Consider the following 21,581-nt stretch of genomic DNA (forward strand, 5'->3'; position numbering starts at 1 on the left):
CAATGATGAAAAGACAATTATCAGATTCTGAAAAATTACAAGTTCAAAAGCAACAAAGTGATCAAAATGGAATATTAAGATGTTTTATCTCGGGTGAAATTATTACATTAAATATTGATGATATTGAATATGATCATATATTACCCTATGCAAAACAAGGCGAAACTGATTTATCAAACATTCGAATTGTGAAAAAATATTATAATCGGAGGAAATCTGATCAAACATTGTATGAAGTTCGAGATAACTTAAAACTTGAGCAATTGTTTAATGCCAAGAAAAATAAAATTAAGTTACAAGATATATTTGAACTTAAAGATATTTCACACAAAAATATTTGCTTTTCTAAAAAAGACAATCAGATTGTAGTAGATGATGGAACTGATGAAAGGACATTTACTTTACTTTTTGATGAAATTTTAAAAGTTGGGTATTTTTATGGGCGCATTCCAATAAAATGGCTCGAAAATGATGATCAAGAAGGGTTGCAACCTAGGGTAATTGATTATAAAAGATTAATTTCTTTACGTAATCATTTGAAAGATCATCCACAGTTAGCTCCTTCTATTGCAAGGTTAATTGATCATAAGTTTAAGTTATTTGATGGACAGCATAAGCTTGCAGGACAAGTATTAAATAATATGAGTGAAGTTGATATTAAAGTTTATGTATCACCAGATGATCCTTTAAAAGCAAAAAAACTTTTTGATGACCTGATGATGACTAATCTTGAGGCTCATTCTAAACATAAGCAAATACCATTCTATACTTCAACTTTATTAGATCGTTTATCTGTCATTTATAAAGAAATGTTAGATGAATTTACAGAGATGAAAGCAGTAGGGCAGCATTCTGAGGAAAATTTCATTAAGTTTCTGGTTGCCGAAAAACAACAGAGTAAAACTGATGCTAAACAAATGCTAAAAAGTGCTATTATGGATAATGCTATTGAACTTTCCGCATTAAAGCTATTTATTGCTGAAGCATCAAAAGATGCTGCATATGCCTTGTCAATTGATCTACTTAAAAAAACAATTTTTTCAAATACATTATTTTTAGAACCATCTTCAGCAAACTTTAAATCTATTACTGATTATCGTGATTCAGAACTTGAAAACTTTAAGGAGCTAGCTTCTTTATTAGTAGATTGTGGTTATCTAAATCATTGGGTGCATAATATTCGTGGAAAAGATTTAACAAATGTAGAATTAAAGGCTCGTAGAATTTGGCATAAAGGTTCTGTATCAACTTGGTCTCCTTATTTGGAAAGTATTCTAGGTATGGCTTTTAACTTTATAACACATGATGAACGTAAGAAATTACTATATCGGGAAGTTATGAGTAATGATCAAAAAGAAAGGATTAAGGGATGTTTAGATAGATTATTTAATCATCCATTATGGGATGAACCTAAAGGCGATATTGATAATCTATTAGTATCATCAACAAAGCAAACAGATTTATTTGATAGAAAGGGTTTAACTGAATTTTATGTTTTAACTGGTCAGAGTAAATAATAAAAGAACTGAGTTAATATTAGTTATATTAACTCAGTTTTCTCAATATATAGTGATTTAAATCTGCTCAGGTTTTCCAAACAATTCACCAAACGCTAAATCAGGACGAGGCTGTTTCATAAAACTTTCACCAACAAGGAAAGTGTGAATATCATTGGCCTGCATCATTTCCACATCAGCAGGTGTGGCAATACCGCTTTCAGTGACCAACACACGAGAAGCTGGTAGCAATTTCTTTAAACGCAATGAAGTATTTAAATCCACATCAAAGGTTTTTAAATTACGGTTATTTACACCCAAAATGCATTGTTCAGACAGCCTTAAGGCACGTTCCAGTTCATCTTCGTCATGCACCTCAACTAATACATCCAGTTGATGTTCAAATGCTGTTTTAGACATTTCTTCTAGCTGTTGATCAGACAAACACGCCACGATCAATAAAATACAATCTGCATGTAAGGCTCGTGCCTCAACCACATTATAAGGATCAATCAAAAAATCCTTGCGTAAAGCGGGCAGGGCACAATGGTTACGGGCGATCACAATATTTTCATCGGCACCCTGAAAGAAATCCACATCAGTTAAAACAGATAAACATGCTGCTTCAGCTTGTTCATACTGCTGTGCAATTTCAGCAGGATTAAAGTCTGCACGAATCACACCTTTGGATGGTGACGCTTTCTTAATTTCAGCAATCACAGCAGGACGCTTATGCTGTAATGCATTGGCAAAACCACGAACTGGTGTTGCTTCTTTCGCCCACTGTTCAACATCTTGCAAGCTACGTTGTTTTAAGCGTGCTGCCAGTTCCTCATGTTTGCGGTCAACAATTTTACCTAAAATGGTATTTTGAATATTGATCATGAGAAATCCTTAGTCTGCCTGATATTGTTTCAATGTTTTGGTAAATTCACCCAGAATACTCATTTTTTCCAGGGCCTGTCCGCCATAGAGAATATCCTGCGCCAGCGCAACGGCTTGTTTATAGGTCTTGGTCATGCCTGCCACATAAATACCTGCACCTGCATTCAGTGCAATCATGTTGGCTGCTTTTTCACCGATTTCTGATTTGTTACGGCCCAAAGCATCCTTAATCAACTGCAAGCTTTCTTGTGAACTGTTCACAACCAAACCCGTCAGTGTCTGTGATGGAATCCCAACTTCATCAGGCGTCAGTGTCCATTCAGTAATTTCACCATCTTTGAGTTCAGCGACTGTGGTAGGTGCAGCCAGACTGATTTCATCCAGACCGTCTCTGGAATGCACCACCATGACGTGTACCGCACCCAACTGTTTTAAGACCTCAGCGATTGGAAGACACAGTTCATCTGAAAACACGCCAATGACAAAACGATTGACACCAGCAGGATTGGTTAAAGGACCCAATAAATTAAAGATACTACGAATACCCAGTTCACGACGTGGTGCCACAGCATAACGCATGGCCTTGTGATGATTCGGTGCAAACAGGAAACCCACACCCATTTCACGAATGCAACGTTCAGTCTGTTGCATATCCAGATCAAGCTGAATACCCATCTGTTCCAATACATCTGATGAACCAGATTTACTGGACACACCTCGATTGCCATGCTTTGCGATAGTCGCACCCGCAGCAGCAATCACGAAACTTGAGGCAGTGGAGACATTAAACAGGTTTTGGCCATCACCACCTGTTCCCACAATATCAACCAAATGGGGAATATCGCTGACATCAATCTTGATGGCAAACTCACGCATAATCCGTGCCGCCGCCGTGATTTCATCAATACTTTCGCCTTTCATGCGCAAACCCATCATCAACGCGCCAATCTGGGCGTCGGTGGCTTCACCCTGCATAATGCTACGCATGACATCTTCCATTTGCGGCTGGGTCAAATGAATGTTTTTGGTAATATGATTCAATGCCTGTTGAATGTTCATTTATGCATAAATCTCTAAAAAATTCTTAAAAATCTGGTGTCCATGCTGGCTCAGGATGGACTCTGGATGAAACTGAACCCCCTCAACAGCAAGCGTTTTATGCTTTACACCCATAATTTCTTCAATCGTGCCATCTGGCTGATTGGTCCAGCAGGTCACTTCAAGACAATCTGGCAGTGTTTCCTGTTCAATCACTAATGAATGGTAACGTGTCGCAGCAAAAGGCGAGGGTAAATTGCTAAAAATACCCTTATTGCTATGGTGCATATCTGATAAACGACCATGCATCACGGTTTTGGCACGGATAATATTGCCACCAAAAGCCTGACCAATCGCCTGATGTCCTAGACAAACGCCCAGCAAGGGAATTTTTCCTGCAAAATGATTGATGGCTGGAATGGAAATTCCTGCTTCAGTTGGGGAGCATGGGCCAGGACCAATCACCAGATATTTAGGCTGCCATCGTTCGATATCCTCTAATGTGACTTGATCATTACGAACAACTTTTACTTCCTGTTTCAACTCGCCAAAATACTGAACGATGTTGTAGGTAAAAGAATCGTAGTTGTCGATCATCAGAAGCATGACTTTAACCTTTTGAAAAATGTACACTTTATTGTGTTGTGATCTTAAATAAATCTATCAGCTTGTCTTATTTTTTAATCGCTATAACGAATAAAAATATTCACTCATGATAGAGGAAAATAATCATAGCAAAAAATAAATGGGCAATGCTGAATATTTCGAGTAATGATGATTTGGATGAGGATAAAAATGTGTAAATAAAAGACAGAAAAATGCACAATAAACTTTTTTAATTTAAGGGTTTAGTAAAAAATGGGATACCTAAATTGAAAGTCGAATTGAATTGATTGGAATCAAACTGAAAAGAATGATATAAAAAGCCAATTTATACCATCCAAAGATGGCGTAATTGGCACTACATTGGTTCTTTGTTATATGTTTTGCACTGTTTTGGTTCATTGTGTCTGTTTTGGAGACGAGCTGAGGTGGAAATGTATAAATATGGTGCATTTGTGAAAGCAAACATTATAGTAGACATGGGACATGGAGCTTAAAGCATTTTTTCTGCAAAGAATTTCAATGTTTTAGGTATGCTTTAAAATTGTTGGTATGGTAATTGCTAATTATATATCAACAACTAACACGCACTTAACAGGTGCACAAAAATTTCATTGGAGCAAATGAGCATGGCGAACAAGGTCCTTCAACTCATCAAAGAAAGTGGCGCAAAATGGGTCGATTTTCGCTTTACTGATACTAAGGGTAAAGAGCAGCACGTCACTTACCCAGCTGACACCATTGATGAAGATACCTTTGAAGACGGTAAAATGTTTGATGGTTCTTCAATCGCTGGTTGGAAAGGCATTGAAGCGTCTGACATGATCTTACGTCCAGATGCTGAAACAGGTTTTCTTGACCCGTTCTTTGCTGAGCCAACAGTTGTTGTAACTTGTGACGTAATCGAGCCATCTACTGGCCAAGGTTACGAGCGTGATCCACGTTCGATTGCTCGTCGTGCTGAAGAATATTTAAAATCTACTGGTATCGGTGATACTGCATTCTTTGGTCCAGAACCAGAATTCTTCGTTTTTGACGAAGTGAAGTGGGATATCGACATGTCTGGCGCACGCCACACATTGATCGCTGAAGAAGCTGCATGGTCGACTGGTAAAGATTATGAAGCTGGTAACTCTGGTCACCGTCCACGTGTGAAAGGCGGTTACTTCCCAGTTCCTCCAGTTGATTCTCATCAAGATATGCGTGCTGAAATGTGTGCACGTATCGAAGACATCATGGGCCCTGGTCGTGTAGAAGTACATCACCACGAAGTTGCTTCTTGCCAATTAGAAATTGGTGTGAGCTTCAACACCATGGTTCGTAAAGCGGACGAAGTTCAGCAGTTCAAATATGCAGTTTGGAACGTTGCGCATCAATATGGTAAAACTGCTACATTCATGCCTAAGCCAATGGTAGGTGATAACGGTTCTGGTATGCACGTTCATATGTCTATCTCTAAAGATGGCAAGAACCTGTTTGCTGGTGATGAATATGCTGGTTTGTCTGAAATGGCATTGTTCTTCATTGGTGGTATCATCAAGCACGCGCGTGCATTAAATGCAATTACCAACCCTGGTACAAACTCTTATAAGCGTTTAGTTCCACACTACGAAGCTCCGATTATGCTTGCTTACTCAGCACGTAACCGTTCTGCTTCTATCCGTATTCCTTACGTTTCTAGCCCTAAAGGCAAGCGTATCGAAGCACGTTTCCCAGATCCATTAATGAACCCATACTTAGGTTTCGCTGCATTGTTAATGGCTGGTCTTGATGGTATCCAAAACAAGATCCATCCAGGTGAAGCTGCTGACAAGAACTTGTATGACCTTCCTCCTGAAGAAGAAGCAAAAATCCCTACAGTTGCTCATAACTTGGAAATGGCGATTGATGCTCTTAAAGCGGATCATGAGTTCTTATTAAAAGGCGGTGTATTCACTAAAGAAATGTTAGATGCTTACATCGAACTTAAAACTGAAGATGTACGTCGTCTTAATACGACGACTCACCCAGTTGAATTTGATATGTACTACAGCCTGTAATACATCCAAAATCAGAAAAGTCCGCTTCGGCGGACTTTTTTTATGTTTCTGTTTCAATTTGAATTTCATACATTTTTAATAAAAAATTCAGGTAAACTAATCCCGATGTTTTTAGTGAGCCAAGCATGCGAAATTTACGACCAAACAGAACAAGGGAACAACAGCTTCATGCTGAATTAAAAAAATGGTTGTATGCCTCAGGTTCACTCACTCAACAACTGACAGATTTGGCAGGTGGTGAGTTTCGTGTTGAACGCATCAAAGAACAGTACCAACGTTTAACGCTTGCGGATAGTCGATGGATGAAGATGCCATACCATCACCTTGCATGGGTACGAGAAACCAATTTATATGGTTGTGAAGAACAGGCATGGGTAAAAGCTAAAAGTATATTTCCAATTCTAAGTCTGCAAAAAAAAGCCCGTTTGTTTCAACATATTGGTAATAAGCCGATTGGCTGGTTTTTATTTCAAAGAACCAATCCATCTTGCGAAAGACGTGTGATTCATCTGGAAGAGGGCTGGACACGACAAAGTTGCTATACTTGGCATGGCTGCAAATTTATTGTGCAGGAAACATTTCTGCCAGCGTTTGAACAGTTTATTCGTCAGCATTGACTCTAAGGAATCAGCATGGAAACAGTGCAACACACCACATGGCGACAACGTCTGCAAGCCTATTATTATCTCTGCCGTTTTGATAAGCCGATTGGTACGGAACTGGTATTTTGGCCCACCATGTGGGCGTTATGGATTGCATCTAAAGGTATTCCTGATTTAAAAATCCTGCTGGTAATGACGCTGGGCGTGATTTTTATGCGTGCAGCAGGCTGTGCCATTAATGACTTTGCCGACCGTAAAGTCGATGCTCATGTAGAACGCACCAAAACCCGTCCTTTAGCCACAGGGATTATTCGTGCCCGTGAGGCAGTTTTTGTATTTTTGGGATTGGTTGTGGCCAGTGCCTGTCTGTTGTTGTTCTTGCCTTTAGAGACTTTTTATTGGTCATTTGGTGCATTGTTTTTGGCGTTTATGTATCCTTTTATGAAGCGCTATACCCATTTACCTCAGGTATTTTTGGGTGCTGCATTCTCATGGTCAATTCCCATGGCCTATACCGCAGTAGGGCAAACACCTGATTTAACCTGCTGGTTTTTATATTTTGGCAATTTGGCGTGGACAGTGGCCTATGATACTCAATATGCGATTACTGATCGTGAATATGACCTGAAAATTGGGGTGAAATCGACGGCCATTCTGTTTGGCCGTTACGATATCCAGATTATTGCTTTGTTACAGGCAATTAGTCTTGGATTGATTGGGACGGCATTTTATCTGGAAAATATTCTAATTCCTTTTGGGCTGATTGCATTGCTTGTGGTTGCGGCAGATTTTATTTATCAGGCGTTCAAAACAAAAGATCGGAACCCTCAAATCTGTTTTTGGGCATTCCGTCACAATCGTTGGGTTGGAATGATTATTTTTATCGGAATTTTTTTAGAATTCATAAGCTGAAATAATGAATGAATAGAAAAGTGTCCTATGCAGGGCACTTTTTTTATGTATTAATAGAATGGCGTGTAGCGTCATGTATAAAAAAGACAAGGACTAAAAGGATATTTTATGAAACGGTCTAATATTACTTTAGCAATTTCTACGTTAACAGCTTCATTATTTTTAACTGCATGTAATAATGGCGGCGGCGGTAGTGATAATAATTCACAACCCTCTACACCATCATCTTATGTTTCAGAAACAGCGTATGTAAATGAAGCAGACACTTTGAAAGATGTGGCTGAAGCGAGTTCGGTTAAAGTCATTAAATATAAAATGCCAAACGTTTTGGGTAAGACTGTTGAAACCTCAGCGCTTGTCTATTTTCCAACGATTGCTCCACCTAAAGATGGTTATCGGGTGATCGTATGGACGCATGGCACATTGGGTGGAGCTGATAAATGTGCACCAAGCAATGCAGGATTGGGTGATCGATTCAATGACTATATTGCCAAGGAGCTATTGGGTCAGGGTTATGTAATCGTGGCGCCTGACTATGAGGGCTTGGGAGGAGAGGGTGAACATCCTTACCTGCACCTGCCGAGCGAGGCTAAATCTGCAATCTATGCAGTAAAAGCAGCCAAAGAGCACTATGGCACCAAACTGAATGGCGCGTGGATGTCTGTAGGCCAGTCACAAGGCGGACAGGCTTCATTGGGTGTTGCTGAATATGCCAATGCAGACGCAAGCTATAAAGGTGCGGTTGCTGGTGCACCAGCATCAAGCTTAGGCGAAATTATCCTGAATGTTGCACCTGCTGCAATCAATGGCTTGTCACAGCCTGTTGCGATTGAAACCTATGCGACATTGTTGTCTTATGCCGCATTGGCTGGGGTTGGAATTACAGCTTATGAACCAACATTCAATTACCAGAATATGTTTGGTAGTGCCAAAGCCAAGACCATTGCCGATTTGGCAAAAACTGAATGTCTGGATGAAATCCAGGATGAATACAGCAAAGATATTCAAGCCTTTATAGCAGCGAATCCAGACAAGAAAGTTATAGACTATCCAGGAATTAATCGGGAAGAGTTTGAAACAGATGAGGTTGTGAAGAAGTTCCTCAACGACTATAGCCAGCCAACAACGAAAAAACTGAATAAACCAATTCTGATCATTCAAGGGGTTTATGATACCAATGTACCTTATACTGTGACGTATGATCTGTACGATAAAATGTCAAAAGCAGGTACAAATGTCAGTATGATTCCAGTGCCAATTGCACCAAGTGCAAGTGCTCCTGTGGTGAATGGTTCTCATACAGGTGCAATTCTTTATGCAACACAAACTGGGCAGTTAAGGGACTTTGTTAAACTTTATATGCCAGCTCAATAAGCCAATCAGCTATAAAAAAAGAGTCTCTTTATAGAGGCTCTTTTTTGTTATATTGTTGCACTCCTTGAAGCTTGCAACTTAAGTTGGAATAATCCATGAGTCAAAAAACTGTTGAAAAAAAGTCGATACCTTGGTTGTTGATGGGTTTGGGTTTGGCAATTCCAATTTTTATTGTAGGTATGGCATTTCTTGCTGCAAAGAGTGATGCGGAAACCAAGAAAAAATATGACCAGCAACATGCTGAAATTGCCAAGAAATTCGAAGAGCAGAAAAAGGCCGAGCAAGCTGCAAAAACAGAGCAGTAATGTTACGCATCATTAAATCAGCGAATATCCATCTGTAACTGTTTAATGGATGGAATTTGCGTATAACGTTGTACCCGATAGCCTGCCTCTTTCAGCATACGGTCACGTTTTTGGTCTTCCAGTTCCTTTCCAATATGGCTTGGATCATCAAGTTCAATCACCGCAATAACCCGCATTTCCTGATCTAAAATAACGAAGTCTGTGACCTTGCGGTTGAATTTGCTGCGGATATTGTAATGCTCGCTTGTAATCAACGCACTAAAGGCAACCTGGGCCAATACGTGGTAATGGGGAAATGCCTGTTTTAATTGCACGAACATTTGTGATTCAAATGCGGTAATGACAGGGCGGGGAAAGAATTGTCGCTTGGGTAAAAAAGAACGTATGCAACTGATGAGAAGTAGTGCTGTGCTGATACAGCCAATCAGTACAAAAATGAATTGATTCGATGCAAACATATTCTGATTAAATTACCCACAAGAAAAAACCCACTCAAAATGAGTGGGTTTTTAGAATCTTGGCTCTCCCACCTGGGCTCGAACCAGGGACCTGCGGATTAACAGTCCGTCGCTCTACCGACTGAGCTATGGGAGAATCTGAGTGCCATTATAGGTGGCTTTTAAAATCGGTCAAGTTAAAAATGTCATGTTTCTTTCATTTTTATATCGTATGCTTTTTATTTGCACAATTAAGGTGAAATGGCATAAATAACTTGAACTTTAATCAAGTGATTGCTAGAGTCAAGATAGAAAGAATGTTTGGATATTGATCTAAACAGTGTGGATTTAACCCAACTTGCCAGCACTAAAATGGCTAAATCGGAGATCAAAATGACGACTCATTGTATTCAATCTATTTTCTCAAATTTTTTCTTTTATCAACAAAATTATCTCTAGATTATTCAGAATCCTGAACAATATTACACAGTAGTTGAAATTGCTTAATTTACAGTATGATTATTTCACTGCTTTTTCAGCTTCAATTGATGCGATTGCCGCATCTACACCATCAATTGAGTCTGCTGCTTTTTTGATACGTGCTAAAGCATCAACTAATATTTCATCAGCAGTTGCATAAGAAATACGCATAAAACCACCTAAACCAAATGCGTCGCCAGGAACAACAGCAACGCCAGTTTCTTCAAGTAACCACTCAGAGAATTCTGTACAAGATTTCATACCTTTTGCACGAATCAATGGACGGATGTTTGCATAGGCATAGAACGCGCCATCAGCAGGGAGACAAGAAATACCGTTGATTTCATTTAAGCCATTTACCACCAAGTCATGACGGCGTTTAAACGCTTCAATCATTGGTTGAAGAACGTCTTGTGGACCATTCAATGCAGCTTCTGCCGCAACCTGTGAAATTGAGGTTGGGTTAGATGTAGATTGGGACTGAATGTTCTTCATTGCGCCAATCAATTTTGCAGGACCAGCCGCATAGCCAATACGCCAGCCTGTCATTGCATACGCTTTTGACACACCGTTAAGCACAATGGTACGGTCATATAAGTCTGGAGCAATTGTTGCGATGTTGTAGAACTCATCTTCCCAACGGATTGGTTCATACATGTCGTCCGAAGCAATCAATACTTGTGGGTGGCGACGAAGCACATCAGCCAAAGCTTCTAGTTCAGCCTTGGTGTAGATCATGCCTGTTGGATTCGATGGACTGTTAAGTACCAACAAACGTGTATTTGGTGTGATTGCAGCTTCCAATTGTTCAGGTGTGATTTTGAAGCGTTGTTCTTCACCACATTTTACGATGACTGGCGTACCCTCAGCAATGATCACCATGTCTGGATAGCTTACCCAGAATGGCGCAGGGATGATCACTTCATCACCTTTGTTTAACAAGGCTAGTGCCAGGTTAAAGAAGCTTTGCTTACCACCACAAGACACCAAAATCTGGTTTGCTTGATAATCTAAATTATTGTCACGTTTTAATTTTGCAATAATTGCTTTCTTTAAGCTCGGAGTACCGTCTACTGCTGTATATTTTGTAAAGCCTTTGTTAATCGCTTCAATTGCAGCATCTTTGATGTGTTGAGGGGTATCAAAGTCTGGTTCGCCTGCACCTAAACCAATCACGTTTTTACCAGCAGCTTTAAGCTCGGCGGCCTTATTTGTTACTGCAAGTGTAGGGGACGGTTTGATGGCATTGACACGATCAGAGAGACGTACGTCCACGGCATTATTCCTTCTTATGGGATTGAAAAATAAAAAGCAGCTTATCTTAGCTTAAATCAAGGTTATTGTGGTCAAAACTTGCCTTAATCGCATAAAAAGTTACCAAAATATAAGTTGTATGAAAGCTTTGGTTTTTTACATATTTTATTTTTATAAAACTGACAAAAATCCATTACAATAGCGACTAGAAATTTAGATTTCGAGAGAATTTCAATGAGTACGCAACAACCAAAAGCCAAAAAAGCTTTGGTGAAATTACCATTCCCGATGCCATCTGCTCAAGATGATTCTGAGGACGTGGCGCATAATCAGGTTCGTCCAAAGCCTGAGCAATATGCAGATCGGACTTGGATGCCACCACGTGGTACACGCCGTTCGATGGGGAAACGCTAAAAGAAAGCCAATCAGTTGATGATTGGCTTTTTATCTTAATGGCGTTTGCGGTTTACTGGATGCTGTATTTCCAGTTCACCACGCCAGAGTTTCATGAAATCATATTCATCAATATCATACAGTTCCATTAAGGCGATAATCACGCCAACAAAAATCATCGCACCTTCGGAATTACTTTGGAAATTAAAAATCTTCCCATTCAGTTTGCTTAAAATATCAGTGATTTCATGTTCACGGCCACGCCCGTAGCGATCACGTGGATAAATCTCTTCATTTAAAACAACAAGTGCAATTGCTTTTTCCACAGCAGATAAATGGGTTTTATCTAAAGCCTCTTCAAAAGATTCATAGCCATGATTGAAGTAAAAAATGACTTCGTCATTAATAAAGGCATGCACTGTTTCGGCAGTTAAATTGGGAAATTGAGAAACAGCATCTTCTTCAATATAAGGACGAAATGATTCAGGAAAAATCACATTGGAATGAATCCCTTTAAATAAAGGGGCAATTTCAGAGACTTTATAACCTGCAATACCACAACCCAATGCTGTTAAAAAGTATTTCATTTTTGGATGTTTTTTGGCATAGATTTTAAAATCATCTACATAATGCTCAATTTGTGACAGTGGCATTTGCTGTAAATGTTCGTTTAATGTTGGAATCGCAAAACTTTGTCCAGCCCAGCCACGTCCCACACCTTTGACTGCGGCAAAATGTTGTGCTGCCACACGAGCTGCACCACTGTCGTGTGTGCCAGCTAAGTTACTGCCAAATACAAAAACAGTATCTTCGGGCAGTTCGGTGACAATGCTTTCATCATGGTATTGGTAAGACATATTGTTATCATTGAAATAGAGTATACATTCATGTTGCAGTTGATTAGGCTGATGGTCAAGTGCTAAATGTAAAAGTTTTATGTTATTGTTGAAAGATAACAAAAACAGTGTGATAGATGAAAATGAATCAATCCAAAGCAGGGAATCTACTTTATACCAATGGGCGTATTGTACAAAAAGGGGATTTTGCCTTAATGAGTTGTCGAGGTTTGGATGCCTATTCACCTTTACATTTTAAATATGGTTTTATTCCTATTCAAATTGCTAATTTGGAATATGATAAAACAGGTAAAAAAATAAAAAGAATCCCTTTTATTTCTGAACAAGGTGAAGAAAGGTCTTATGGATATGCCATAGATGATTTCAAGGCAAAAGGAACAAAGACTTTACATTATATTGACCATAGCACAAACAATATGCAGGATTATGTGGTTTATTATCTTGCTGAATTGGAAAAATGGCTGAAAAATGATAGGGATATGGACGCTGCATTGGCTCTGGCAATGTATTATTCAAACCATGAACCAAAAGATCAGGATGAACAATATGTTTTAAAGATCAGAAAGAAAGCAAGACAATATTTTGAATTGGCTAGCCAAAATGGTCATGCCATTGCCAGTGAATATCTAGCTCGTGAACATGGTTACTATATTCTCTTTCAGCCGAGAGATCGTGTTGAAAATAAGGTGTATTTAGAATCTGAAAAAAATTTATTTTTTGATTATCTGATTAAAAGTGGGGAACAAGGATTTGCTGAGGCACAATTTAAACTTGGCATTAATTATGAATATGGAAGAGAGGGTTTTCCTCAGGATTATAAGAAAGCAGTCTACTGGTATCATGAGGCTGCTCGACAAGGCTACCCGAGGGCGACTAATAATTTAGCTGATAAATATGAGCATGGATTGGGTGTTGCACAGGATTATAAAAAAGCGATTGAACTTTATTTATACGCTGCACAATATAGGATTCCTGAAGCCATGTTTAGTTTGGGAAATCTTTATTTGCAAGGTAAAGGGGTATTGTGTGATGTCATTCAGGCTCAATTATATTTTCAACAATCAGCACGTTTGGGCTATGCCCCAGCAAAAAGAAGTCTTAAAGCACTAGATATTGAACGTTGAAAATTGTTAATTCGACCTTATTAATAAAAGTCAACTGATCAGAAAAGAGTAAGCCTGTGAGCGAAAACCAACCTTTTGAGTTAGTCACCAACTACCAGCCAGCAGGTGATCAACCTCAGGCGATTGAGAAGCTTGTAAGTGGGATTGAACAGGGTTTTCGTAATCAATTGCTACTTGGGGTTACAGGGTCGGGCAAGACCTATACTATGGCCAATGTGATTGCCCAAACCCAGCGTCCCACCATTGTGATGGCGCATAACAAAACGCTTGCGGCACAGCTTTATGGTGAGTTCAAGGCATTTTTCCCAAACAATGCGGTCGAGTATTTCGTCAGTTACTACGATTACTATCAGCCAGAAGCCTATGTGCCCTCATCCGATACCTTTATCGAAAAAGATTCCGCCATTAATGACCACATTGACCAGATGCGGCTCTCTGCAACCCGTGCTTTGCTGGAACGCCGTGATGCCATCATTGTGGCATCGGTGTCTGCCATTTATGGTTTGGGTGACCCAAACGCCTACATGCAGATGCTGTTGCATATTGTGCAGGGCGATCGGGTCAGCCGTGATGACATTATTCGTCGTTTGGTCGAAATGCAATACACCCGTAACGAATTGGAGTTTTTGCGTGGTACCTACCGTATCCGTGGTGAAATTATTGATATTTTCCCAGCTGAATCGGATCAGGATGCGATTCGGGTGGAATTGTTCGACGATGAGGTGGATTCAATCCGCTGGTTTGATCCGCTGACTGGAAAACTGGTGCGTAAAGTGCCGCGTGTGACCATTTATCCAAAGAGCCACTATGTTACGCCGAAAGACCATTTAACCCGTGCCATTGATACCATTAAAGATGAGTTAAAAGACCAGCTTAAATTCTTCAAGGATCATGACAAGTTACTGGAGGCACAACGTATTGAACAGCGTACCCGTTATGATCTGGAGATGATGCAGCAGTTGGGCTATACCAATGGGATTGAAAACTACTCACGCCATCTTTCAGGTCGTACGGCAGGCGAAGCACCACCGACCTTGTTTGACTATATTCCCGAAGATGCGTTGCTGATCATTGATGAATCGCATGTGACTGTTCCACAAATTGGTGCGATGTATAAAGGCGACCGTTCCCGTAAAGAAAATCTGGTGAATTATGGTTTCCGTTTGCCAAGTGCTTTGGATAACCGCCCAATGAAATTTGAGGAATGGGAACGTATTGTACCGACTACTGTGTTTGTCAGCGCGACACCAGCATATTATGAACTGGAAAAATCAGAACAGATTGTTGAGCAGGTGGTACGTCCAACAGGGTTGATTGATCCTGAGATCGAGGTTCGCCCTGTGTTGACACAGGTCGATGATGTGTTGTCTGAAATCAATATTCGTAAACAGTTGAATGAGCGTGTGCTGGTCACAACACTGACCAAACGTATGGCAGAGGACCTAACTTCATATCTGAAAGAGTATGGCATCAAGGTGGCTTACCTGCATTCAGATATTGATACCGTTGAACGGGTCAAGATTATCCATGAATTGCGGACAGGTGTGCATGATGTACTGGTCGGCATTAACCTGCTGCGTGAGGGGCTGGATATGCCAGAAGTGTCGTTGGTGGCAATTCTGGATGCGGACAAAGAGGGCTTTCTACGTTCTGAGCGTTCCCTGATCCAGACCATTGGACGTGCTGCCCGTAATGTGAAAGGTAAAGCAATTTTATATGCGGACCGCATCACTGATTCCATGCGTAAGGCAATGGATGAAACAGAACGCCGTCGTAATAAACAGATCGAGTTTAATGAATTACATGGAATTACCCCACGCAGTGCTGTTCGTCAGGTGATCAAGGAAATTGATACAGGTGAAGTTTTAAGTGATGATCAGATTGATGAAAAAATTGTTGATCAACACAAGGCCATCAGTGCTGATGAACAGCATCTTTTATCTGATCCAAAACTGTTTGCGAAGCACATTGGCAAACTGGAAAAGGAAATGTTAAAGGCATCCAAGGAGCTACAGTTTGAGCAGGCTGCAAGACTCCGTGATGAGATCGTTCGTTTAAAGGCACACATGCTGCAATCTTGATTTTTAAGAGAAATCCTCAAAAGCGATACATATCGCAACAGAATTTGTTTATAAATTGGGCTATGTTGCAGGACGAATGACCATTTATAACAAATTTCTGTTTTGAGGATTTCTCATGCCATTTATTAAAAGTTTCCCAAAGGCAAGTTGGCGTTTAGCAAAGATAGCGATGGGCGGTGTGGTTTTAACGGGGTTGGCTGTAGGAACAATTGCCTATGCTCAGGCAAAACCTTTACCCACTGTTGAGAAAGTGGAACTCGATAAGTATTTGGGGGTTTGGTATGAGGTGGCCCGAAAGCCAATGTTTTTTGAGCGTAAATGCGCATTTAACGTCACGGCAACCTATACGCTGAATGAAAATGGCAACATCGTGGTTGACAATAAATGCGCTGACCAGGATGGTGATTTACAACAGTCCCTAGGTGAAGCCTTTGTGGTGAATGCGCCATTTAACAGTAAATTAAAAGTCAGTTTTTTACCTGAGGGTGTGCGCTGGATTCCTGTCGGTCGTGGGGATTACTGGATTTTAAAACTGGATGAGGATTATCAGACGGTATTGGTGGGTGAACCACGCCGTAAGTATTTATGGGTGCTTTCCCGTATTCCGAATCCGAAAAAAGAAATTATCCATGAATATTTAAATTATGCGAAATCATGGGGCTATGATATTCATGATGTGATTTACCCTGAACATCGCTAAATTAAGATATACTGATTTCGTTTAAACCATGCTTGCATGGTTTTTTTATTTATATATATATGATGATTGAAAAAGAATTTTACCTAAAATCAAAAAAATAATTATAGGTATTTTATGAATTTATAGTCAATCAGGACAAAATCTTAGCTCAAATAGCAGCTTTTGATTCAATATTGATGATAATTCTATTACAATTATTGCGTTTTAAAATTCACGCCCAGTATATATAAATTAGAGGACGTCACTGTGAGCAAAGACACTATCGTTGCCCTACACGCAGAACACCAAGGTCGTTGGAAAAACCGTGAAGAAATCGCGGAACGTATGATTACTTTAATTGGTCAATTATACCGTGAGAAAAATATTGTTGTTTCTGTTTACGGCCGTTCTTTAATTAACCGCTCAGTGATTCAGATTTTAAAAACACACCGCCGTACACGTATGGTTGATGTTGAGCTTTCAGTTGTCAACACGTTCCCAATTCTCGAAGCATTGATGAAAGTTGAAAACATCGGTTCTGCCGAAGTTGATATTGGTAAGCTTGCTGTTGAATACCAAAATCAGGGCGGTGATGTAGACGCTTTTGTTGCCAATGCTGTTGCATCAATTCAGGGTAATGCAACTTCTGAACAGCCTAAAGATGTTGTTCTTTACGGTTTTGGCCGTATTGGTCGTATTCTGGCGCGTTTAATCATCAGTCAATCAGGCCTGGGTCGTGGTTTAAGCCTTAAGGCAATTGTCGTGCGTAAATCATCTGATGGTGACTTGGCCAAACGTGCCTCTTTGTTACGTCGTGACTCTATTCACGGTACGTTTGACGGTACGATCTCTGTTGATGAAGAAAATGAAGCCATCATTGCAAATGGTAACTTCATTAAAGTTATTTATGCTTCAAGCCCAAGCGAAGTGGATTACACCGCTTATGGTATTGAAAATGCGCTTCTTATCGACAATACAGGTAAATGGCGTGATGCAGAAGGTCTGAGCCAACACTTGAAATGTGCAGGTATTGCACGTGTAGTTTTGACTGCACCAAGTAAAGGCGAGATGAAGAACGTTGTATACGGCGTAAACAATACAGATATCTTAGATGAAGATAAAATCATCTCTGCTGCAAGCTGTACAACCAACGCAATTACACCTGTATTGAAAGTTTTAGATGACAAATACAAAGTATTAAATGGTCATGTTGAAACAGTTCACTCGTTCACAAACGACCAAAACCTGATTGATAACTACCACAAGGCTGACCGCCGTGGTCGTGCTGCAACATTGAACATGGTAATCACTGAAACTGGTGCTGCGAAAGCGGTTGCCAAGGCATTACCAGGCCTTAAAGGCAAGTTGACGGGTAACTCGGTACGTGTTCCTACACCAAACGTTTCACTTGCAATATTGAACTTAAACCTAGAGAAAGAAGTTGATCGTGAAGAAGTGAACGAATACATTCGTCAAATCTCAATCAACTCTAGCCTACAAGGTCAAATCGGTTATACCAACTCGACTGAGGTTGTATCAAGTGACTTTATCGGTTCGCGTACTGCTGGTGTGTTTGATGCACAGGCAACAATCACTTCTGGTACACGTTTAACTGCCTATGTTTGGTACGATAACGAAGTGGGTTATAGCTGTCAGGTATTGCGTATTGCTGAACAAATGTGCGGCGTAAGCTATGCAAAAATTCCTGCTCAAACAGATGCATAATATTCGTTAGCAAAGTTATACAATACAAGCCCAGTTTCGACTGGGCTTTTTTATAGACTGCACCGAACCTATGCTGATAGAAACATTAAAATAAAAGAAAATAGCGACAAGGGAAGATGATTGGTTAGGAATACTTCATTGTAGCAGTTCAGACGTTTATTCACGGTATTTGCCTTAATTGTGGTGGCCAACTTGTGTGGTGTATATGTTGCGATGTGGGTGCTTAAGCATTTTAATATTTATATTCCATTGAAGAATAGGCATCCATAACACAATGAAATAACACTTTTTTAAAGCTAGAAACGTATTTGCTGATTTTTCTATTCGAGAAATTTATTAAAATGTGGCAGAATAGTCCGCTTTTAAGATTTTAGAGGATTGGCACATGCGCTTTGTTGATGAAGCAGTCATAACCGTAGAGGCTGGCGACGGTGGCAATGGCGTAGCCAGTTTTCGCCGTGAAAAATTTGTCCCTTTTGGTGGTCCTGATGGCGGTGATGGGGGGCGTGGTGGAAGTATCTATATCCAGGCCGATGATGATACTGGTACGCTGGTTGATTACCGTTATACCCGTCGATTCCGTGCGGAACGTGGTAAGAATGGCGCTGGTGCGAACTGTTCAGGTCGTGGCGGTGAGGACGTTATCCTAAAAGTACCTGTGGGTACAACCATCGTGGATACTGAATCTGGCGACATTATTGGTGACTTGGTCAAGGATGGTCAGCGTGTCAAAGTGGCACATGGCGGTGATGGTGGTTTAGGTAACACACACTTTAAATCATCGACCAACCGTTCTCCACGTAAATGCACTCATGGTATCAAGGGCGAATACCGCGAAATACGTTTAGAGTTGAAAGTACTTGCAGATGTTGGCTTGTTGGGTATGCCAAATGCTGGTAAATCCACGTTTATTCGTGCAGTCAGTGCGGCCAAGCCAAAAGTGGCAGACTATCCATTTACCACCATGGTGCCGAACCTGGGTGTGGTGGATGCGGATCGTCACCGTTCGTTCGTGATGGCGGATATTCCAGGGTTGATCGAAGGAGCGGCAGAAGGTGCAGGTCTAGGGATTCGCTTCCTTAAACACTTGGCGCGTACCCGTATCCTGTTGCATATTGTGGATGTCCAGCCGATTGATGGTTCGGACCCTGCACATAATGCCAGAGCAATTCTGGGCGAGTTGAAAAAATTCTCTCCAACCTTGGCAAAACTTCCACTGGTTCTGGTGTTGAACAAGCTTGACCAGATTGCTGAAGAATCAAGGGATGAATGGTGCCAGCACATTCTGGATGAATTGCAGTGGACAGGTCCAGTATTCAAGACATCTGGCCTGATGTCAGAAGGCACCAAAGAAGTTGTGTATTACCTTATGGATCAAATTGAGCAACAGCGTGAACGTGAAGTTGAAGATCCTGAGTATGCAGCAGAAGTTAAAGCATTCCGTGAGCAGCTTGAGGCTGAAACACGTGAACAAACTATCGCGGCAAAAGAAGCTTATCGTGCCATGCGTAAGGCTCAGCGTGAAGCGGGTCTGGAAGACGATGAAGATGACTTTGATGACGATGAGGATGAAGGCGGCGTAGAAAGTATTTACGTACGCGACTAGTGAATCGAGGAAAAAATGATAGAAGTGGTCGATGGGCAACGTCAGCTCAATGCGTGTAAACGAATCGTTGTTAAAATCGGATCATCTTTACTCACTGCAAATGGGCAAGGTCTAGATTTAAATGCAATTTCGCACTGGGCGAAACAGATTGCAGATCTACACAATGCTGGACATGAAATCATACTTGTGTCCTCAGGTGCAGTAGCAGAAGGGATGGTACGCATGAAGCTTGCGACTCGACCCACCGATCTACCCAGTTTGCAGGCCTGTGCCGCCATTGGTCAAATGGGTTTGATTCATACATGGTCAAGCGTACTGGATCAGCATGGTATTCAAACCGCACAGGTTCTACTCACGCATGATGATCTTGCAGATCGCCGCCGTTATCTCAATTCCTGTGATGCTTTACAAAACCTGATTGACTGGCGTGTGATTCCTGTCATCAATGAAAATGATACAGTCTCAACCGATGAAATCCGTTTTGGTGACAATGACACTCTAGCTGCAATGGTCGCAGGGCAGGTACATGCCGATTTATTAATTATTTTGACCGATCAGCAAGGCATGTTTGACTCCGATCCACGTTCTAATCCAAATGCGAAACTGTTCCATACTGTACGTGCTTTGGATGAAAGTCTGTTTGATATGGCGGGCGGTAGCGGCAAGTTCGGGCGTGGCGGCATGCTGACTAAAGTCCGTGCAGCGCGTTTAGCGGCTAAATCGGGTTGTCCAACGCTCATTGCCAGTGGTGAAAGTGAAAATGTGCTTGCTCGCCTGATGGCTGGTGAAATGTTGGGAACATTGTTTACCACAGACAATGACCGTGTTACAGCGCATCAACAATGGCTGGCGGCGCATTTACAAACAGCAGGTCGTTTAGTGATTGATGATGGCGCGGTTGAAGCGATCAAACTCAAGCACCGTAGTTTATTGCCAGTGGGCGTGAAAGCGATTGAAGGGCATTTTGCTCGTGGTGATGTGGTGGAGTGTGTAGATACACAAGGTCATCGTGTGGCAGTGGGACGTGTTAATTTTAGTTCGCGTTCTGCAGATTTGGTTAAAGGCTTGGCTTCTGACAAAGTGCATCAGGTGTTAGGTGAGGCACGTTCGTTAGAGATGATTCACCGTAACCATATGGCAATATATTAGCAAAAACCTACCATAACCAAACATAACGCTAAGGCTTTATTCCACAAGGGATTGAGCCTTTTTCTTGTGTAGTGCAATAACATACAATAAACTACGATGAGAGGTTAAATGGAGGTTAAAATGGAGGTTAAAAAAATTAATCGCCATAAATACTAGAAATTAAGCGCCATAAATTTTAGAGCCTCTTAACTATATGAATTATTGAGGAAATAGCGATGCTGTCAAAACTACAAATTGATGCGATTAAACCAACCTCCAAATTGCAAAAAATCTACGATAGCGAGATGCTTTATCTGTTTGTATCCCCTACAGGTCGCAAAACTTGGAAAGTGCTTTATCCATTGGAGCGTAAAACCTCGGGGTTTAGCCCGAGGATATAAGCGACTGGCGTAAGCCATACGACATGAAATGTCGTTTTAAATACTTTTGCTATAATCACTATTAAGAAAAATACGGTTAAAATAATTGTATGAAGACACTCAAATTACGCATAAAAGACAAACATTGCAAGGTGCTAAATCAGATGGCATCTGAGGTGAATT

20 protein-coding genes, 1 tRNA gene and 1 pseudogene are annotated in these 21,581 nt (G+C 40.7%); 15 read left to right on the forward strand and 7 right to left on the reverse strand.

The window, feature by feature from the left end; all coding sequences use genetic code 11:
- The first annotated feature begins 5 nt into the window (after window positions 1–5).
- Window positions 6–1,517 (forward strand): HNH endonuclease domain-containing protein, encoded by a 1,512-nt coding sequence (locus F967_RS05285; protein ID WP_004798640.1) that lies wholly within the window; start codon window positions 6–8, stop codon window positions 1,515–1,517.
- 57 nt (window positions 1,518–1,574) lie between these two features.
- Here F967_RS05285 and trpC read toward each other — a convergent pair whose 3' ends face one another.
- From trpC to F967_RS05300, 3 genes are read right to left on the reverse strand one after another with little or no spacing between them, the layout of a single operon-like run.
- Entirely contained in the window at window positions 1,575–2,381 is an 807-nt protein-coding gene (gene trpC / locus F967_RS05290) for an indole-3-glycerol phosphate synthase TrpC (protein ID WP_004759654.1), read from the reverse strand.
- A 9-nt stretch (window positions 2,382–2,390) separates the two neighbouring features.
- Window positions 2,391–3,440, reverse strand: a complete 1,050-nt coding sequence (trpD, locus tag F967_RS05295) for an anthranilate phosphoribosyltransferase (RefSeq protein WP_004759655.1) — start codon at window positions 3,438–3,440, stop codon at window positions 2,391–2,393.
- Complete coding sequence (locus tag F967_RS05300) at window positions 3,441–4,025, reverse strand: anthranilate synthase component II (protein WP_004759656.1); 585 nt, start codon at window positions 4,023–4,025, stop codon at window positions 3,441–3,443.
- 620 nt (window positions 4,026–4,645) lie between these two features.
- On the opposite strand from F967_RS05300, the gene glnA reads away from it, so the two are divergent.
- The 5 genes from glnA (at window position 4,646) to F967_RS05325 (ending at window position 9,254) form a co-directional block, all read left to right on the forward strand.
- Entirely contained in the window at window positions 4,646–6,061 is a 1,416-nt protein-coding gene (gene glnA, locus F967_RS05305) for a type I glutamate--ammonia ligase (RefSeq protein ID WP_171055689.1), read from the forward strand.
- A gap of 125 nt (window positions 6,062–6,186) precedes the next feature.
- Window positions 6,187–6,678, forward strand: a complete 492-nt coding sequence (locus F967_RS05310; RefSeq protein ID WP_004798643.1) for a chorismate--pyruvate lyase family protein — start codon at window positions 6,187–6,189, stop codon at window positions 6,676–6,678.
- Window positions 6,679–6,693: 15 nt separating this feature from the next.
- Window positions 6,694–7,575 (forward strand): 4-hydroxybenzoate octaprenyltransferase, encoded by an 882-nt coding sequence (gene ubiA / locus F967_RS05315; protein WP_004678041.1) that lies wholly within the window; start codon window positions 6,694–6,696, stop codon window positions 7,573–7,575.
- A gap of 108 nt (window positions 7,576–7,683) precedes the next feature.
- Window positions 7,684–8,949: an alpha/beta hydrolase family protein gene (locus F967_RS05320; protein ID WP_004798645.1), complete on the forward strand. Its 1,266-nt coding sequence runs from the start codon at window positions 7,684–7,686 to the stop codon at window positions 8,947–8,949.
- A 95-nt stretch (window positions 8,950–9,044) separates the two neighbouring features.
- On the forward strand, window positions 9,045–9,254 hold the full coding sequence (locus F967_RS05325) for a hypothetical protein (protein ID WP_004678037.1): 210 nt from the start codon (window positions 9,045–9,047) through the stop codon (window positions 9,252–9,254).
- A 17-nt stretch (window positions 9,255–9,271) separates the two neighbouring features.
- On the opposite strand, the gene F967_RS05330 is transcribed toward F967_RS05325, so the two are convergent.
- The 3 genes from F967_RS05330 to F967_RS05340 all read right to left on the reverse strand — a co-directional run bounded on the left by F967_RS05330 (window position 9,272) and on the right by F967_RS05340 (window position 11,446).
- Window positions 9,272–9,712, reverse strand: a complete 441-nt coding sequence (locus tag F967_RS05330) for a DUF2726 domain-containing protein (RefSeq protein ID WP_004798647.1) — start codon at window positions 9,710–9,712, stop codon at window positions 9,272–9,274.
- A 60-nt stretch (window positions 9,713–9,772) separates the two neighbouring features.
- Window positions 9,773–9,848: transfer RNA gene (locus F967_RS05335), tRNA-Asn, on the reverse strand.
- Between the two features lie 362 nt (window positions 9,849–10,210).
- The gene (locus F967_RS05340) at window positions 10,211–11,446 is read right to left on the reverse strand and encodes a pyridoxal phosphate-dependent aminotransferase (protein ID WP_004798649.1); all 1,236 of its coding nucleotides are present in this window, start codon (window positions 11,444–11,446) and stop codon (window positions 10,211–10,213) included.
- Between the two features lie 213 nt (window positions 11,447–11,659).
- On the opposite strand from F967_RS05340, the gene F967_RS05345 reads away from it, so the two are divergent.
- The gene (locus F967_RS05345; protein ID WP_004678032.1) at window positions 11,660–11,839 is read left to right on the forward strand and encodes a hypothetical protein; all 180 of its coding nucleotides are present in this window, start codon (window positions 11,660–11,662) and stop codon (window positions 11,837–11,839) included.
- Between the two features lie 35 nt (window positions 11,840–11,874).
- On the opposite strand, the gene F967_RS05350 is transcribed toward F967_RS05345, so the two are convergent.
- On the reverse strand, window positions 11,875–12,675 hold the full coding sequence (locus F967_RS05350; RefSeq protein WP_004798652.1) for an A1S_2505 family phage non-structural protein: 801 nt from the start codon (window positions 12,673–12,675) through the stop codon (window positions 11,875–11,877).
- 122 nt (window positions 12,676–12,797) lie between these two features.
- Here F967_RS05350 and F967_RS05355 point away from each other — a divergent pair, with 122 nt between their 5' ends.
- From F967_RS05355 to F967_RS14495, 8 genes and pseudogenes are all read left to right on the forward strand, one after another.
- Entirely contained in the window at window positions 12,798–13,799 is a 1,002-nt protein-coding gene (locus tag F967_RS05355; RefSeq protein ID WP_228127272.1) for a tetratricopeptide repeat protein, read from the forward strand.
- Between the two features lie 56 nt (window positions 13,800–13,855).
- Window positions 13,856–15,880: an excinuclease ABC subunit UvrB gene (uvrB, locus tag F967_RS05360; protein ID WP_004678029.1), complete on the forward strand. Its 2,025-nt coding sequence runs from the start codon at window positions 13,856–13,858 to the stop codon at window positions 15,878–15,880.
- Window positions 15,881–15,995: 115 nt separating this feature from the next.
- Window positions 15,996–16,580 carry a lipocalin family protein gene (locus tag F967_RS05365; RefSeq protein WP_004681161.1) on the forward strand — a complete coding sequence of 195 codons (585 nt, stop codon included), beginning with the start codon at window positions 15,996–15,998 and terminating at the stop codon, window positions 16,578–16,580.
- Between the two features lie 246 nt (window positions 16,581–16,826).
- Window positions 16,827–18,284: a glyceraldehyde-3-phosphate dehydrogenase gene (locus F967_RS05370; RefSeq protein ID WP_004759667.1), complete on the forward strand. Its 1,458-nt coding sequence runs from the start codon at window positions 16,827–16,829 to the stop codon at window positions 18,282–18,284.
- Window positions 18,285–18,461: 177 nt separating this feature from the next.
- Window positions 18,462–18,545: pseudogene (locus F967_RS14130) on the forward strand (MFS transporter); the annotation flags it as partial.
- A gap of 124 nt (window positions 18,546–18,669) precedes the next feature.
- Window positions 18,670–19,890: an Obg family GTPase CgtA gene (gene cgtA / locus F967_RS05375; RefSeq protein WP_004798656.1), complete on the forward strand. Its 1,221-nt coding sequence runs from the start codon at window positions 18,670–18,672 to the stop codon at window positions 19,888–19,890.
- A 15-nt stretch (window positions 19,891–19,905) separates the two neighbouring features.
- A complete protein-coding gene (gene proB / locus F967_RS05380) occupies window positions 19,906–21,039 on the forward strand; it encodes a glutamate 5-kinase (RefSeq protein WP_004798658.1) in 1,134 nt (377 codons plus the stop codon).
- Between the two features lie 215 nt (window positions 21,040–21,254).
- The gene (locus F967_RS14495; protein ID WP_004798659.1) at window positions 21,255–21,419 is read left to right on the forward strand and encodes an Arm DNA-binding domain-containing protein; all 165 of its coding nucleotides are present in this window, start codon (window positions 21,255–21,257) and stop codon (window positions 21,417–21,419) included.
- Window positions 21,420–21,581: the final 162 nt, after the last annotated feature.

This window comes from Acinetobacter sp. CIP 102637, assembly GCF_000368425.1.
Taxonomy (GTDB): Bacteria; Pseudomonadota; Gammaproteobacteria; order Pseudomonadales; family Moraxellaceae; genus Acinetobacter; species Acinetobacter parvus.